General features: G+C 61.0%; 15 protein-coding genes. 5 read left to right on the top strand and 10 right to left on the bottom strand.

What is annotated here, in order from left to right; all coding sequences use genetic code 11:
• Nucleotides 1-273: 273 nt before the first annotated feature.
• A complete protein-coding gene (locus PC358_RS01735; RefSeq protein ID WP_033697081.1) occupies nucleotides 274-1,761 on the bottom strand; it encodes a hypothetical protein in 1,488 nt (495 codons plus the stop codon).
• A 52-nt stretch (nucleotides 1,762-1,813) separates the two neighbouring features.
• Nucleotides 1,814-2,692 (bottom strand): helix-turn-helix transcriptional regulator, encoded by an 879-nt coding sequence (locus PC358_RS01730; RefSeq protein ID WP_033697079.1) that lies wholly within the window; start codon nucleotides 2,690-2,692, stop codon nucleotides 1,814-1,816.
• 361 nt (nucleotides 2,693-3,053) lie between these two features.
• Between PC358_RS01730 and PC358_RS01725 the strand changes: the two genes are divergently transcribed.
• Together PC358_RS01725 and PC358_RS01720 are read left to right on the top strand one after the other, a co-directional pair.
• Nucleotides 3,054-3,299 carry a hypothetical protein gene (locus PC358_RS01725; protein WP_033697075.1) on the top strand — a complete coding sequence of 82 codons (246 nt, stop codon included), beginning with the start codon at nucleotides 3,054-3,056 and terminating at the stop codon, nucleotides 3,297-3,299.
• Between the two features lie 59 nt (nucleotides 3,300-3,358).
• Nucleotides 3,359-4,366 (top strand): 5'-nucleotidase, encoded by a 1,008-nt coding sequence (locus tag PC358_RS01720; protein WP_033697074.1) that lies wholly within the window; start codon nucleotides 3,359-3,361, stop codon nucleotides 4,364-4,366.
• Here PC358_RS01720 and PC358_RS01715 read toward each other — a convergent pair.
• Genes PC358_RS01715 through PC358_RS01705 form a run of 3 tightly spaced genes read right to left on the bottom strand, consistent with a single transcriptional unit; the run spans nucleotide 4,353 to nucleotide 10,116 of the window.
• The gene (locus PC358_RS01715) at nucleotides 4,353-5,396 is read right to left on the bottom strand and encodes a hypothetical protein (protein ID WP_033697072.1); all 1,044 of its coding nucleotides are present in this window, start codon (nucleotides 5,394-5,396) and stop codon (nucleotides 4,353-4,355) included. The two genes, PC358_RS01720 and PC358_RS01715, sit on opposite strands and share 14 nt — an antisense overlap.
• 22 nt (nucleotides 5,397-5,418) lie before the next feature.
• Complete coding sequence (locus PC358_RS01710) at nucleotides 5,419-6,582, bottom strand: hypothetical protein (protein WP_033697071.1); 1,164 nt, start codon at nucleotides 6,580-6,582, stop codon at nucleotides 5,419-5,421.
• An 18-nt stretch (nucleotides 6,583-6,600) separates the two neighbouring features.
• Nucleotides 6,601-10,116 (bottom strand): hypothetical protein, encoded by a 3,516-nt coding sequence (locus PC358_RS01705; RefSeq protein WP_156056735.1) that lies wholly within the window; start codon nucleotides 10,114-10,116, stop codon nucleotides 6,601-6,603.
• Between the two features lie 241 nt (nucleotides 10,117-10,357).
• Here PC358_RS01705 and PC358_RS01700 point away from each other — a divergent pair, with 241 nt between their 5' ends.
• Complete coding sequence (locus tag PC358_RS01700; protein WP_033697067.1) at nucleotides 10,358-10,816, top strand: GNAT family N-acetyltransferase; 459 nt, start codon at nucleotides 10,358-10,360, stop codon at nucleotides 10,814-10,816.
• 114 nt (nucleotides 10,817-10,930) lie between these two features.
• On the opposite strand, the gene PC358_RS01695 is transcribed toward PC358_RS01700, so the two are convergent.
• Together PC358_RS01695 and PC358_RS01690 are read right to left on the bottom strand one after the other, a co-directional pair.
• Nucleotides 10,931-11,569 (bottom strand): hypothetical protein, encoded by a 639-nt coding sequence (locus PC358_RS01695; RefSeq protein WP_152604580.1) that lies wholly within the window; start codon nucleotides 11,567-11,569, stop codon nucleotides 10,931-10,933.
• A 79-nt stretch (nucleotides 11,570-11,648) separates the two neighbouring features.
• On the bottom strand, nucleotides 11,649-12,122 hold the full coding sequence (locus PC358_RS01690; protein ID WP_033697065.1) for an anti-virulence regulator CigR family protein: 474 nt from the start codon (nucleotides 12,120-12,122) through the stop codon (nucleotides 11,649-11,651).
• Between the two features lie 110 nt (nucleotides 12,123-12,232).
• Here PC358_RS01690 and PC358_RS01685 point away from each other — a divergent pair, with 110 nt between their 5' ends.
• A complete protein-coding gene (locus PC358_RS01685; RefSeq protein ID WP_033697062.1) occupies nucleotides 12,233-12,796 on the top strand; it encodes a DUF1003 domain-containing protein in 564 nt (187 codons plus the stop codon).
• Nucleotides 12,797-12,875: 79 nt separating this feature from the next.
• Here PC358_RS01685 and PC358_RS01680 read toward each other — a convergent pair whose 3' ends face one another.
• From PC358_RS01680 to PC358_RS01670, 3 genes are all read right to left on the bottom strand, one after another.
• A complete protein-coding gene (locus PC358_RS01680; protein ID WP_033697061.1) occupies nucleotides 12,876-13,949 on the bottom strand; it encodes an aldo/keto reductase in 1,074 nt (357 codons plus the stop codon).
• Between the two features lie 329 nt (nucleotides 13,950-14,278).
• A complete protein-coding gene (locus tag PC358_RS01675; protein ID WP_033697060.1) occupies nucleotides 14,279-14,608 on the bottom strand; it encodes a hypothetical protein in 330 nt (109 codons plus the stop codon).
• A 366-nt stretch (nucleotides 14,609-14,974) separates the two neighbouring features.
• Complete coding sequence (locus PC358_RS01670; RefSeq protein ID WP_033697059.1) at nucleotides 14,975-15,688, bottom strand: hypothetical protein; 714 nt, start codon at nucleotides 15,686-15,688, stop codon at nucleotides 14,975-14,977.
• A 158-nt stretch (nucleotides 15,689-15,846) separates the two neighbouring features.
• Here PC358_RS01670 and PC358_RS27880 point away from each other — a divergent pair, with 158 nt between their 5' ends.
• The gene (locus PC358_RS27880; protein WP_167334455.1) at nucleotides 15,847-16,023 is read left to right on the top strand and encodes a hypothetical protein; all 177 of its coding nucleotides are present in this window, start codon (nucleotides 15,847-15,849) and stop codon (nucleotides 16,021-16,023) included.
• Nucleotides 16,024-16,029: the final 6 nt, after the last annotated feature.

Below are 16,029 nucleotides of genomic sequence, written 5' to 3'. Positions count from 1 at the left end.
AATATCCTTGTAGAAATGCGTGCGGGCTGGTGCTGGGCATGGCTTCGCCAACGCTCAGTACTGGCCTGGGTGTAACGGGGTTATGCAGTGGCGGGCAGTGCGGCTGGAGGGGCCTCTATTAGAAGCGCATCAAGAAGCTGACCATCCATGTAAAAACGCTCTGGGATGCGGGTTTTGGCGGGATTATACATAGCGGCCTAATAATGGCAAAGCTAATGGTCTGTTTGCTGCTGGCTTTGAAACCTGTGGGGCCACTTCGCGGCCCCAGCTGGCTCAGACAGCCATCAACTGATTGTCCAGATCCGTCAAGGCTTCGCCAAAAAAGGCCTTGAACAAGTCCGTCGGCCGCTGGTTTTCCAGTAACCCAAAATGCTCTCCCAGTGCACGGCCCGTGCGCAGAATCAGCTTCGCGGTTTCAGGCTTCGCAGTATCAGGGTTGCCTGCTAACCCTGAGCGCACCAGCAACTCGGCAGGCGATACCGAATGCTCAAGCGCCAGCTCGGCAACCTTGCCACTCAGGTACACGTTGGTCAGATAGACCTGCTCGTACTCGTCACCTGCAATGAACTGCGCAACGCCGCCACTGAGCACTTCCAACCCTGGCGCGCCCCCCTGCGCGATGCACGCGAGTTGCTCGAGGTTGAAACTGACCAGGTCGAACTCGCGTGGCTGCAAAGGTGCACAGTACGCTTGTGCAGTGTTGGCCGTGCGGCCCTTGACCTCGACCTGCCACTGCCGGAAGTCCTTCAGGCTTACGCTGTGCCCGGCAGCCTGGCTGCAGTGCAGATAGTCGATGAACACCTGCGGGAAGGTTACGCTGGTCGGCACCCAGGTCGAGCGGGTGCTGCCGCCCCCGGCGCCTTCACTGGACGCGGGCGCATAGGCAGCCTCTGGAAGCAGGCAGCGCAGGTCATAACCCAGCATGAACAACGCCGCTTCGAAGCTGTGGCTACGCGCCTGCAGCGAACCTTCGAACAGCTGCCCAGCGCCCGTCAGCGTAGCCTGGATGATCCACCCCAGCTCGACCTGGCTGCGCGCCCACGCATACCCCGGCACCGCCTTGGTGAAGAACTGCGGTGCTTTTGCAAAGCCTAGCGCCCCCGGGTCACGCACTTGGTCACCGCGTGCCCCGCCAGACGGGAAACGCAATTGCGCAGGGGTGGTTTTGCCTTGGCGGTACAGCGCATAGAGCATGGCAATGGCGGCGCCGACCCGGCTGTCGTAGATGGGCGAGCCGGTGGTGTCGATCAGCGAGTGGATCTTGGTCAGCCCCGCATCGAAGCGCTGGATGCTGCCGGCATTCAGCGCAGAGAGCGTTTGGCCTGCGCCCAGGTCGAACAACGGTATGCACGCCTTGAGGTAACTCACCAGTTGCTGTTGCTGGCGTAGCGCCCCCAGGAACGGGATGGCCCCGCGTACACCGCCCCACTTCAGTACGGCGCAGCAGGCGTTGTAGGCCGCATCATCGCAGCCTGACGCCAACGCTGCCGCCAACCGGCTGCGCAAAAGCTGCAACGAAGCGGTGGTGCTGGCCCAGTCCATGGACGTGACCCACTGCCCGGTTTGTGCATCCTGCCAGGCACTGCCCCAGCGATACAGCGCGAGCACCTGTTCGATACCCACCACCCGCTGATTCAGGCCACCCTTGACCTGATGGCTGGGCTTGAAGCGCAGGTGCACATCCAGTGTCGGCAAGTTGACCTGAAGCCATTCGATGAAGCCACGCACATCCGGCTGCGCAAGAAACGTGTTTCGATCCATCTGTTCACTACACCCTACAAGAAGATTTTCTGCTGTCTGCGGCACTGTGCATTCAGTCCAGGTTCAACCACGGCTTGAGCTCCGCCCTGTTCGCCAGCACCAACTGCTGCGCCTCGGGCCTTGCATCATGCACGTTGGGGTTCACCTGGAAGCGCTTGACCACATACTTCACCAGAGCCTGCGAGCTGCGCACCAGCAACTGGCCGTCGGCCATGCCAAAGTCCACCTCGATGATGGCCCGCTGCGCCTGTGTCAGGCGCTCGTCCGGCTTGAAGATCACATCGACCGGGGTGTTCCACTCAAGGTCATGCTCGATGCCGTTTTCCGTTTCAGCGTCGTGCAGCTCTGGTACACCGCGCAAACGGCTGAGGACGAAGTCGCGGTACATGCGGTTTTTTTCGCAATAGGCCCGCACATGCCAGCGCATCCCGGTGTACACCAGGGTATGCGGCGCGATGGTACGGCCTTCGGGCTCCGGGCTTTTGAACGACACGTACTCGATATCCAGGCGCCGCTTCTCGCGGCAGGCCTTGAGCAGCGGCCGCAGCACCTCGGGCTTGACCGAGCGGTCCGGAACCTTGAGCACCTCGGTGTGGGCGTAGGCCAACGCCAGGCCTTCGATGTGTGGTGCGCGCTCGTTGTTCTGGTTGAGCAGGTCGAGGTAGGCGCTGGCACTGTCGTCGATGAACAAAGGTTTGAACTGCCGCGTCGGCACGTAGCCTTTGATCTGCTTGTCGTACACCAGGTTCTTCGACGCGTAGTCGTTGATGTAGGTGTTGATGTCCTTCGAGGCCTGCTGACGACTGATGCCGAAGCTCTGCATCAGATGATTGGTGGTCAGGCGGCCTTCCCACCAGACCACCGTTTCAATCAGACGGTAGCGCAGGGCCAGGTCCCAACGGGTTTGCTCCATGCGTTGCGTGCGTTTCATACGGGTTCCTGCGTGAGGAGCAGCAGTGCATGCTCAGCCAATTGACGTGTCGCTTAATATTACGTGTCCACCCAGTTTTAATGCAAGGCTGGCTGGATATGTAAACTAACCAGGCATATGCAGCCCTGGCCCCCCCTGGCGACTCGCACACCCCCTGGTACCGCGCCCACGCCCCGCAAGCTGCGCCCATGCGCGCAGAACACGCTGCCATGTCGCCTGTCATCCCCCCTTCAACTGCCGTGAATAAACCAGCAAAACCTGCACCATTCCTTTACCTGTACAAGTCTCCAATATAGACATGTAGCCAAACTAGACATATCTTTCCGCTACAGGCAAACCGCCACTACTCAAGGAAGCAACCATGGACGCCCTCGAAATCACCCTGCTTGGCACAACCGGCATCACCCTGCTGATTGCCTGCCTGACACATGCCCGCCAGGGTGAAATGTGGAACCTGCTGCAGGGCGATCGCGAACTGGAGCGAACCGCGCGCATTCACAAGCAGGAGAACAACGAGTTGCGGTCTGCCCTGCGCGCGGAGCGCGAGCATGTGAGCCAGTTGCGCCGCCAGGTGCAACTGCTGCTGGGGCTGGTGCCGGAAGGTTGAGGCCTGCCCCGCCTGCATGCCCGTATACTCGTTACCAGCACCCTTCACGGAGCACGTTCATGCCCTACCCCATCGAACACAAACTGGTCATCGGCGTGGCCTCCAGCGCACTCTTCGACCTCACCGTGTCTGACGACATCTACAAGACCGAAGGCGTCGAGGCTTACCGCCAGCACCAGGAGCAGAACCTGGATGAACCGTTCCCGAAAGGGGTCGCCTTCCCTTTCATCCGCCGCTTCCTCAGCATCAACCAGGCATTCCCCGATCAACTGCCGGTGGAAGTGGTGCTGCTCTCGCGCAATTCGCCAGAGACCGGCTTGCGGGTGTTTCGCTCCATCAGCCACTACGCACTGGACATCACCCGCGCCGCGTTCATGTCCGGCCGCTCGCCCCACGAGTACATCCCGGCGTTCAACGCCTCATTGTTTCTCAGCGCCAACGAGGACGATGTGCAGCGCGCCATCGACGCCAGCTACCCGGCCGGCCTGGTGCTGCCGACGCGAATCTATGACGACGAGATCGATACCGAACTGCGCGTGGCGTTCGACTTTGACGGGGTAATTGCCGATGACGAGGCAGAGAGCGTGTACAAGCAGAATGACAACCTGGACGACTTCCAGGCCCATGAGCGAGCACGCAAAGCCATCCCCCACCAGCCCGGGCCGTTGGCCGACCTTTACCGCAAGCTTTCACACATTCGCACGCTCGAAGACCAGAAGCTGGCACAAGACCCTGACTACACACGCATCCTGCGCATTGCCATCGTCACCGCACGCAACGCACCGTCGCACGAGCGGGTGGTAACCACACTGAAAGATTGGGGGGTGTCGCCGGACGAATGCTTCTTCCTTGGCGGGATGGAAAAACCCCGGGTGCTGTCGATTCTCAAACCCCATGTGTTTTTTGATGACCAGCGCAGCCACCTGCAATCGCCGGCGGGGGATTTGCCGATGGTCCACGTGCCTTTTGGGGTGGCGAACAGGGCGCCTGGCAAGACCAGTGGTGTCCGCTTGGTGGAAACACGGGCACCACTGGCTGAACGCTTAACGACACCTAAACAAAGGTGAACGTCAGTTGGCTCACAATCGCCATGGCCTTGGGCTGGATCGACGCACTGACCTTGTCATCCAGCGCACCGTGAAGGTGAAGGTTGACCAGGTTGTCGGCAATCGCCCGCTCCAGTTCCGCACCTGGGTTGATCGGGTAGCCAAAGGTCACCGACAAGCTCGCGCCCGGCTCGACCTTCTGCTTGTCCGGGTTCCAGAACTGCACGGCCAGGTTGGCCGAATAGCCGGCTGGCAGAATGAACACCGCACCGGTTTGCGTGCCATCGCTGCCAAGCGTCAGTGGCCCCAGCAGCACTGGGGTCTGTAGCGCAGTCACGGTGTCACACAACACGCTAACCCGGGTACCGGCCAGCCCCCTTGCGGACAGGGTGATGGTAATTGGCGCGGTGGTGAAGTTCGCCGGCACGTTCAGTTGCTGACGGCGTACCCACGGGTCGTCACTGACCAGCGCCTGGGAGCGAATGCCGAAGGTCGGGGTCTGGCCAATGAACTTGGCCAGGTCGAGCCAGTCCCGCACCTGCGGGAGCGGGTCAGGATGAGCACCCGCGCTCACCTGGGCAATCAGGTTGAAGTAGCTGTCAGCCGGCAAGGCCGGCGGCTTCCAGAGGAAGGCCTGCTCACCTACACCGATATGCCCTGGTGGTGCACTGGCCTGCGTGCAGTCCAGGCCATCGACCGTGGTCAGCGCGTTGCCCCTGAACGTTGCCGGTAGCAACAACACCTGGGCCGGCGCGAAGTACAGGGAAAGCGCATTGCTCTCAGTCTCGCTGCCGCCGTTCATGCCACGCAGGTAGTAGTAGTTGCGCGCGGCGGCGACCGGCTGCACGTTGTAGGTCTGCTCCCAACTGCTGACCGTGCTGAACACGCTTTGCGCGTTGTCCACCGGCTGGTCGCTCTGGATGATGTCCGGGCACAGGCCCAGCGGCCCCTTGAACGGCACACTGCCGGTGGAAGCCAGGTTGTTGCGCAGGTAGAGCGTCTGGCTGGCGGGCTGGCTGCTGCTGAACAAATTGACGACTGTTTCGCTCATGACGTTTAACTCCCTGTAATCATCAAATGACGTGCAAGCCGTCAGCACCCAGCGGCACCACCGGGCGTGGACGAATATCGGCGACCTCGGTGCCGGCATAGGCCCGGTGCAGGGCATGCGACATGGCGAAGTCCACCAGGCCCCGGTCCAGTGCCTCTTGCAGCTCCTGCGGCGAGCCGTCGGAGAAGTACGTCGGGGTGATGTCGATCGAGGCGCCCGGCTGCGAGTCGGGCCCGTTGTTCTTGTACAGGTTGAGGGTGAGCAGCGCGCTGAAGCCCGGCACTAGTGTGCAGCGCACGCCAACGAACTGCCCCAGGGCAGGCATGGCGACGTTGTCGATGGCAATCTTGTTGCCCTTCGAGTCCAGCTGGCTGCAACTCATCGACAGGGTCCAGCCCGTGGTCGGGAAGCCCATGTTGGTGACCTGCAACGAGTACTCGCGGCTGCCTGCGGTCACGTCGCTGGGGATGATCAGCTGCGATGCCATTTGCCGGGTGGGCGAACGCCCGGACTGCATCGACACGTTGCGCCAGCCGAACTGAAGGTTGTTGGTGATCAGCGCAGCCATGTCCAGTTGCGAGAACACATCCGGGAACGGGTTACCGGCGTTGTTCATCCAGGTGATGAAGCAATAGTGGTCACTGCCCCCGGTTGGCGGTTGCGGGTTGCTCCAGACAAAGGTGTCGGCCGTCACCCCGATACTCGACGATGCCAGGTTGACGATCGATGAGTCGTAATGCGGGTTCGTGCCGTCCGGGTGGTCGCGGTCCGTAGGGATGCCGTATTTGGCCCACTCGCTGGGCCACTGAATGGAGGCGCAGGGTACGCCGTACAGCAGCACCTTGGTCGAGCTGCTGACGGCAGCGCCATTGCGCCCGCGTACATAGATGTAATTGGGTGTGCCTTGGGTAATGGTGCCAGGCGACTGTTGCGCATAGCTGTTAGGCGTGGCCAACGCGGTCTGGAAGTTGGCCACTGGCTGGGTGCCCGCGATCCAGATATCGGGCGATGCCGACAAGGGCGAACTGGCCGGCACCGTGCCCTCGCTGCTCAGGTTGGGGCGCAGGTAGATGCCTCTGTCGTAGGCACCTTGCAAGGCGGCTATCCGGCTGGGTGCCTGCACGGACGGCCCGCGCAGCACCTGGCCATGGCCGACCACGGGTGGGTTCTTGGTTACGATCAACATTGCCAAACTCCTTTTTGACTACATCGAACGAGTACCGGTGCGCAGCGCACTGGCATCGACGAGGGTGGGTTGGGTTGCAGCAGACACCGACACCACATTGAGCACCGTGGTCGAGGTGTAACAGATCACATCGAGGGCCGCCTGGCCCACCAGCGAAAGGCCTTCGGTAGCCAGTACCACCCGTTTCAGACGCAAGGGTTTGCACACTTCCGGCAGGCAAGGGACGATGTTCAGCGCCACGACCGAGGCGCTTTGCCCAAGCGATGCGGGGATGGCTGCACCGAGGTGGCCCAGGCCATACAGGAAGGTCGCAACCACGCCCATGTCGTCGCGGTTTTCGGGCATCTTGTTGGCGCCCAGCACAAATATCCCATCCAGCAGCACGCCTACGCAGGTGTAAATCCACAGCGTGCGGCTGGCACCGTCGGCGGTGACGCAGCCAGGCACGCCGCTGGAGAAGATCCACGGGCAACTGCACAATTGCGCAGCAGTCTCCAGGGTGAGCGCGACGTAGGCGACGATCGCTGGCGGCCCTGCCTCCGGTGGCATGATGTCGCCCAGGGCAGTGAGGCTGCCGTAAAAGAAGTAGGCCACCGAGCCCAACACCCCGGTCAGCAGCGCGAGGTCGCGCGGCAGGCAACCGCTCCAGCCATCCTCGGCCTGCGCCAGCACCTGTCGGCCAGCCGGCTTGAGCCCGGTGGCGGTGAGCAGCGTGTCGGCATTGAACGCGGCCTTGAAGCGCAGCACGCTCGCCTGGTCCGGGAACGGCGCCTTGTTTTGCAGGATCTTGAACAGCACCGTGCCCGGCACCGCCAGCACCAACGACATCAAGTCCAGGGTGGTGAGGTCCGAGCCGTTGGTGATCAGCCGGTAAAGGTCACTGACAAACGGAATGTTCCACTTGGCATTCATCAGCGTTTTGAGGCCCGCGATCAGCGTCGCGACCGTTTTCAGCATCGCATCGATCACCGCCTGCACGCCCGACAGCACCGCCTGCAGCACCCCTTCGACCACGCTCATCAGCGCTGCCAGCAGCTTGCGGAAGATCTCGTCCGGCGCCGTGCCCAGGTCTTGCAGGTACACCAGCGCCTGGGCGAACGCCTGGGACGACTCGGTAAAGTCGACCAAGTTCGCCAGCGCCTCCATGAACTGGGTGAACGGGCCGTCGGCCTCCTGGATCAGCGCCGCGGCAGCCATGTTCGACTGTGCGGCCGGCGCGTTGTTGATCAGGCCGTTGTAGACGATGTTGTTGGCCACCGCCTTGGACGTGGCCGGGTCATCCGGCGTATTGGCCTGCTCGTACCCACCCAGGCTGTAGCTGCCGGCCAAGGTGTTGCGGGCCTCGGCGAACCACTGCTGCAACTGGCTTTGCAAGGTGTTGATGCTGCCATCGACGATACGCTGGATACCCCCGGTGGCGCCGACCAGGAAGTCGAAGCCGGTGTTGACGATGTGGGCAATGGCGTCATGGGTGCGCAGAATGTCGCCCCAGTTGAACAGAAATGCCAGCCATTCGTAGAGCTGCTGGAAGAACACCTTCACCGCCGAGAACACCGCCTCGGCCAGGTCGAACGCTTTCTCGACCGTGTCCACCAGGGTTTCGAACAGGTAGGTGACGCCGTCGACCACAAAGTGAAACGCCGCCTGTATCCCGGCACTGACCGTGGTCACTACGAAATCGACCACCTTGATGATGCCCTGGGCGACCCCGGCAATAAAATCACCGATGTCGGTCAACCAGCTGAACCACCCGCCCGACAGCGAACTACTGCGCAAGGCCATCAGCAGCCCCGACGCCGCATCGGCGGACAAATCGGTAAAGCGCACCTCGCCATCCTGAACACTCAAATGCCAGTGCTGCTCCGGCACCAGCGCCAGGTCGAGCAAGCGCGCGCCTGCAAGCGCATCGCTACGCAACGAAACCCCAGCGCGAGGCCGGCGCGGGTCTACATACGGCGTTGCCGCCGAAGCCTTGCGGTACAGCGGGCTTGCCAACTGCATGCTGCGGCTGACCGCCTCGGCCACCGCGTTGGCGGTTTCCTGCTTGTGGTACTGATCGCGCAGCAACGGCGCACCACCGGCCAGCTTGGCGTTCATCAACTCCTCGCCCGTGGTGACGCTGAGCCTGTCCTGCACCTCGGCATCCTGACGGATCTCGATGCGCTCGCCGGGCGACATCAACGACGGCACCGCCACCAAAATCGCCGGAGCCGCCAACGCACTGACCTGCTGCGCAATCGACAGCACCCCGGCGCTGTTGGTCAACAACCGCACCGGCCGGCGCGGCGTGGCGTAGTAGACCCCACCATTGATGGCCAGCCGCGACGGCTCCTCGGTCCATACTTCGACCGGCGTATCGGCCAGTGGCGTGCCCACTTCACTGAACAACGTGACATCCGTGCTGTACGAAGCGAAGTCCTCGATCTTGCCGCCCGCCTGCACCTGCAGCGCCGCAATATTCCAGTTACCGCTGAGGGTTTCGCGGGTGAGTTGAGTGACGGTGTTTTGCTGCGCCTGAATCGCGAACACCGCCAGCCCGCCGTCTTCCACCGTCGCCTGAAACGACTGCACGCCGTTGTATATCGGCGTCGGCTGCGACCAGCCGGTGGCTGAAGGGGCGCTTTGGCTGGCGTGGTACAGCGTATTGTCCACGCCCAGCAAAAGCGCATTCAGCGCCGGGCGCGAAGGCAGCACAGCCACCTGCTTGAACGACGACGCCACCGTCAACTGCGCCCAGCTGTACGGCTGCTTGCCACCCCCGACCAGGCAATAGGCATTGCCATCGGAAAGAACGGCCAGCACCTGGGTATTGCCCACCTCATCGGTCGCCGCCGCCACATCCAGGCTGCGGAAGTTGGCGGCAATCGCCGGCCGATCGAGCTGCCCGGTGCTGAGGGTGTATTCGAGGATGACCGTATCGAACACCGAGAACGCCACATTGGCGTCGCTGTTGCCCGTCCACACCGCGTTGAGGGTCTGCAACTGCAAGGTGGTGCCATTGAGCGAGGCCGGTGCACGCCCAGCCCACACGCCCCAGCTGAAGTTGTACAGTGTGCCAACCAGGCCCTTGGCTTCGATCAGCACCCCGATGTACAGCTTGTTGTTGATGCGCGTGGTGGTGATACGCGCAATGCGGATGGCATTGGAAGGCAACGGCACATCGATCATTTTCACCGCCGACCAGCGCGAAGCCGATGTGGGCTGCTCGACGCAGTACAGCAGGTTGGTGCCTTGGGCGGCGAACAGCACGATGTCGCCGCTCGGGGTCAGGCCGGTGGCGATCACCTCACCGGTCAGCCCGGTGGCTGTCGCGCTGTTGGCCGTGGTGCTTTGCGGGTCGGGGTAGATGTTCCAGACCTCGGTATTGCTGCCGCTGGTGAACAGCTCCACATCGCCACGGCCATTGACGATGGCCGATGCCGAGCTGCCACCGTGCACCGCACTGGCCACGCGGTAGTTCTGCATGAAGCGCGATTCTGGGACGACGGTGACGGGGGTACGGGCGTGCGGGGGCGACGACGCTAATCTTTCCATGATTTGCTCCGGTGGGCAGGTTGGTCCATCGACGGAGAGAGTAGGAGCGTTTTGACAGGGGGCTTCGTTTATTTTGGAATACAGAGGGTAGCGATTTGCTATCAGCTTCTTCTATGGCGCTTCCACACTGCCTGTAGGAGCGGGTTTACCCCGCGAACACCGGCAACGCCGGTGCCATACCCCGCCAGTGCAAAAAATATGTTCTGATCTGCAAAGCAGGCACTACACAAGGAACCGAGTGATGAACTGCCATATCCGCTTGGCGAAACCAGAAGATGCCGAGGACATAAGCCGCGTCGTGATAGCTGCATTACGCCGGTCGAACGCAGCTGACTACGATGCCGGCACGATATTGCGCGTGGAAGCATCGTTTAGCGCAAACGCCATTCTTGAACTGCTCACTCGACGCCTGGTATTCGTGGCATTGAATGAGGGCCAAGTGATTGCCACCGCCAGCCTTGACGCAGATGTGGTCAGGAGTGTGTTCGTTGACCCTGAATTTCAGGGGCATGGGGTCGGCAAGCAGATGATGGAGGTGATCGAAAATGAAGCGATTGCCCGAGGGCTGGAAGGGTTGCGAGTGCCCTCTTCCGTTACTGCTGAAGGGTTCTATGCAGGCCTGGGGTTCTGCAAGGTGCGGGATGTATTTTGTGGCGAGGAACGTACGATTGTGATGCAGAAGCGGTTGATAAGGGCGTAATTGAAGTGCCTGTTCTGAATGGCAAAATTGCCACCATTTAGATCAGCAGCCGTGGCTCTTCCGAGCCACTGCCAAAGCACTTGGCCTTTTGAGCCAAATGCGCTCCCCTGCAGATTAAGCCCGGTGCCGAGCGACCGCCTTGCCCACATTTTCGAGTTGAATAAGCGGTGTATGCAGGCGCTGCTCTTTCACGAGTTCTTCCGCACAGCCAATCCTCACATAATTAACCAATGAATTGACTGCCAACGTACCAAATATGGGCACGGTGACTATCAGAAGCATCAGATATTCAAGGTCATAGCGGAGAACGCCAACCACCAAGAATGGGGCAAGCGCAATGGCGGCGAGCACAACATACTTCAGGCACTCCCAACATTTACGCCACCGCCTGGAGAACGCGGTCCTGTAAGGTTGCTTGAACGCTATCTTATGATTCGACGCGTCCATATCAACATAGGCACGTGAAAAAACGTAATCCGTTAACCGTCGCTGAGGCTTATCCAGCGATATCAAGTAAGCAATATCGGTAGCGTTGATGCCTCGCGTGCCAGCTATGGCATGGTAGCCGCGTTCCACCGCCAAGGGGTGCAGCCGTTCAGCATCAAGGTCACTGAAAAACTCCTTCGCAAAGCGATAGTCGTCTTTGAGACGGGCCTTGGTACCCACCGAAAAGTCAATAATAACCTTGGCCGCAGCCATCATTGTCGTCATTGCACTCACAATACTAAATAAAACCTTCAAGTCCATTTTCAAGCATTCTCATCTAAATTTGGCACCGCGGCGGGGATGCCAATCAAGCCAGATTCCTCTGTGGCCGCTTAACTTCGGCGGCTCAATCGAACGCCCCGTTCACAACCTCGTAAATAATCCCGGTCGCGACCGCCACGAGCAGCAAGTCCCCCCCCGCCTGCATCCACTCGTAGCCCTCATAATGAGGCAGTTGTCCAAGCAACCGGCCATCCAGCTTCTTGGCGATACCCGGCGGCAGCGGTTTGCCGCGCGCCAGGTTCTTTTGAATGCCAGGCGGCAATGCAGGGCCTGGGCTCCAATAGCTGCGATGGCCACTCAAGATGCCCAGCACATCGCCTCGGTCGATTGATGGCCCGCCGTGCCAGTCACCGCCACCCGAGCTCGACTTTTTACCGCCAGGATTGCCCTGCCCTTGGGAATGCTGGCCCTGCCCCTTACCTTGCCCGTGCCCTTTGTTATTGCCGTTACCGTTTCCCGGGTCGGCGTACGAAGCGCCAGGGGCCGCTAACAGCGCCATTGAGGTTACTGCGGCAATCAACACGTGCAACTTGGCCATTACGACACCCTTTTTCAGTGAAGCGGTTTACTGAACTTTAGGCCATGCGGCCATTGCGTAGCTGCGGGCTAAGCTAGTTTGGACATGCCCCAGCCATCCGGAGCCCGCCGATGGACCCTTCCAAACCTGCACAGCCCTCTGTCTCCGAGCCTTCCGAACACGTCGACCATCTCAGGTTTCACCGCGCCCATGCGCACATGCAACCGGTGTTTGGCAACGACGCGTTCGCCCGCAAGGCAGAAGCCTTCGCCCGCTTCTTTGGCACGCCCTTGTTTCTAGGGTCACAGTCACTCGTGGTATTGATCTGGGTGGGCATCAGCCTGTCAGGGCTGTCCGATTTCGACCCCTACCCCTTCATTCTGCTCAACCTGGCGTTCAGCCTACAGGCAGCCTATGCGGCGCCCCTGATTCTGCTCGCTCAAACCCGCCAGGCCGATCGTGACAAGGCCTCTTCCGAGGCAGATGCCCGCCACCGCGAGGCCATTGCCATGGCCAACCAACGCCGCCAGCGCGATGCTGAGACGCACAGTAAACAATTGCAGCAGCTATTGGAGGTGAATACCCATTTGACCGAAGCCACCAAGCAGATGAGCGAGAGGATTGAAATGCTGACCTCGCAATTGCACGCGCACTTATTGAGCGCAGGAGGGCGAGTAGCCGAGCACAACGACTAACCGTCAGGGAGCCCCACGGGCGTCGTGACCTGAAAGAGGTGGCACCTCTACGCCAGGCACCGCCTCATGGCGCAAGCTATTACTGTTTCTGCTGCTTCATGGTCTGCCGATGCAACTCAATGAACGGCGCCTCGGCCGGGTCGATTCGATCCATGCCCGCCGCAATCCGGTGCCAGTACGGATACTGCGGCGCAATCCGCGTCACCCGTTCGAGCAATTGCTGGTCTTCGGCGGTCAGCAGCAGCTCCACCGCCTGCAAGTTATCGTGCAACTGCTCGGCCGTGCGCGCCGCCGTGATCACGCTGGTGATACCGGGCCGGTCCTTGAGCCAGGCCAGGCACACCCGCGCCGGCGAGCAGCCATGGCGCTGCCCCACCTCGATGAGTGCCTCGATGATGTCGTACGCGCGCTCTTGGTCGTGCACGTAGGGCTCTGGCCAGTCATTGCCCTGGCGCGTGCCGCTCGGGGTCTTGTGCCCGCGCCGTACCTTGCCGGTCAACAACCCCTCCCCCAGCGGCCCCCACACCAGTGTGGCGATACCCTGGTCGAGCGCCATCGGCAGCAGCTCATACTCGGCTTCGCGCGCCTCGGGGGTGTAGTAGATCTGCTGGGTAACCGGCTGCTGCCAGCCCTTGAGCTGGGCGGTGCCGAGGGTTTTCATCATCTGCCACGCGGTGTAGTTGGAGGTGCCGAAATATCGCACCTTGCCGCTTTGCACCAATTGCTCCAGCGCCGACAGCGTCTCTTCAACTGGCGTGATGCCATCCCAATTGTGAATCTGGTAGAGGTCGATATGGTCGGTGCCCAGGCGCTTGAGGCTCGCCTCGCAGGCGCGGATCAGGTGATAGCGCGAAGCCCCGCTGTCGTTGGGGTTTTCGCCCATCGGGCTGCGCGCTTTGGTGGCCAGTATGATCGACTGGCGCCGCTGCCCCAGCGCCTGGCCGACGATTTCTTCGGCCAGGCCGTGGGAGTAAAGGTCCGCTGTGTCGACCAGGTTGACCCCAACGTCGAAGGCCATGTCGAACATGCGCCTGGCCAGCGCTACGTCCACGCTGCCGGTTTTTTCGAATGCGCCCCGGCCGCCGAACGGGACTGTGCCGATGACCAGCTCCGAAACCAGCAGGCCGGTATTGCCAAGTGCGCGGTATTTCATGGTGAGTACCTCCAAATGCAAAGGACTTGGAAGTACCGACGATACTGCGTGCTGAAACGTTCAATCCGATCGTTTACGAGGGGCTTGATACTCATAGGGCTGTTCAACGCTCTGCCGTTCCTCGTCCGTCGCGCCATCACGCGCTGGCCAATCTGCGTCCTCTTGCTCATTCATTAGCGGGTCGTCATCAGGGTTCGGGACTGTAGGGTTGTCCGGGTTCACGGCAGGGTCGGGCGAAGTGGGCAGGTCACGGTTGCTGCCGCCTTGCGCGGTGTGGTCACTGTTCATCGCTGTACGCCTCGGATGAAACGCTGGGTCACCCAGCGAGCTTACGGATGCTCGCTGGACACTGAATTGTTGGCGTCGACATCCCTCATCTCTTCCTCAATCGGCGACTCATCGTCCGCCGGCAATGGTACTTCGCCTTCATCAGGGCCAGCCTTTTGCGCCGCGTCATCCTGGGCGTCCTGACCCGAGCCTGGGTCGCCGGGTGGAGGGTTCCAGTCTTCCGGTCGTTTCTCGGACCATTTTTCGCCCGCGCCCTGTTTGGGTTCAGACTCAGTCTGCTCCAGCCCTGACCCATGGACCGCGCCGGTTTCAGGTGCCAGTTCTTCTGGGCCTGGATAGGGCGCATCGGGGCCGTTGTGATCGATTGCCATGATAGTTCTCCAGTTTGCGTGCCAACGCCTCAATAGAGAGAGCGTGCCCCGGCAGCGCCTATTGGCGCTTGAAACCGGGGTGCACGACTACACCGAACGCCCCGGCCTTATTCAGCGCCCGGGGGGATACCGTCCTTGTTCTTGTCCTTGAGCTTGGCCTTTTCCTCTTCCGTGGAATGCGCCGGTACCTGGCTTTGTTGCGTATCGTCTTTGCGCTCAGTCATCGTGCTGCCCTCAGGTTGATGAACGTTAGGCACCCCTGCAGTTGGGCAGTTCAAGCGAATGTGCGACGCTGGCCGCTCACGCCTGCGCGGTGAAGACCGGCTCGCCGCACACAGGCTTTGCATTGTCGGTCAATGCATTACTTCAAGGCCGCATCAAAGGCTCGATACCGATCCACTTCTTCACGGGGTGGTAGCAGAGCTCGATGGGTGGGATCGGCAGTTTTCGGCCTTGGGCCTCTAATGCGCCCAGGTGGATGATCCACTTGGCATCGGCGTTGAACTTGTCCGTCTGGAAAATCACATAGGCGGAGCCGTAGCGTTTGTTGTTGGTGATTTTGGGGATGTGGCGCTGCACTTCGTCGCTGTTGATGTTGTAGGGCGATGGGCGCGCTGAGGGTGGGTACACCAGCGGAAAGTCGTAGGTTTTGTCGATGCCCAGGTAGACCTCTGGCCGCGCACTCAGGCGCGAGCCGTCTTCGAAGGTGATGTAGGCCTGGCGGCTGTCGTACAGGATCGGGATCGGCGGCTCTCCACGGTTGCCAGACGATGGGCGTTGGCGGTTTTTGTTGTAGGCGATGAGCTGTACGTAGAACTCCGGCCGCGAGTACTTCTCGCCGGGATAGTCGACGTACAAGCCCTGCGAAAATGGCCGGTCGCTCCACTGGGCGGCGTGGTCGTAGAGGTACATTTCCAGGTAGAGGGTGGTCTCGCCTTGCGGGCCTGGGACTTTGAACTGGAATTCGGATTGGCAGAGGTCCGCGTAGGCAGCGCGTTCGCGCTTCCAGGGGACGCAGGCGGCCAGGGTGGTCATGGCCAGCAACAACAGGAGGCAGCTTGCGGGTTTTAAGTTAGTCATGACCTTCCTTGGTTTGAATGCCTGTCACGGGTTAGTTTCGAAGCCCGAGCGTTGCGAGTTGTTGCGGCGAACGGCCTAAAAATCAGATTTAAACCCTATCTTGTAGTCCATTTCCCAAAGATACTCGCTGCGCCTGTTTTTCGTTGCGGTCGTTTTTGATGCTGAAGATAGTCCCTGCCGAAGCCGTTGCCCAGCAGGCGATGTTCATGCAACCCAAGTCGCCCTCCTCCTTATTGATCATGACCTCGATGCACGAGCTTGAAACCTTGCGCAGACTGCTTGAGGTGGCATTGGCGCAGGTGCAAATGCCGACTGAGCCGGGAACGCGGCACTAAGGGCAT

The organism is Pseudomonas capeferrum, assembly GCF_000731675.1.
Taxonomy (GTDB): domain Bacteria; phylum Pseudomonadota; class Gammaproteobacteria; order Pseudomonadales; family Pseudomonadaceae; genus Aquipseudomonas; species Aquipseudomonas capeferrum.
Note: the sequence above shows the minus strand (reverse complement) of the source record. Positions and strands in the feature narration are given on the sequence as shown.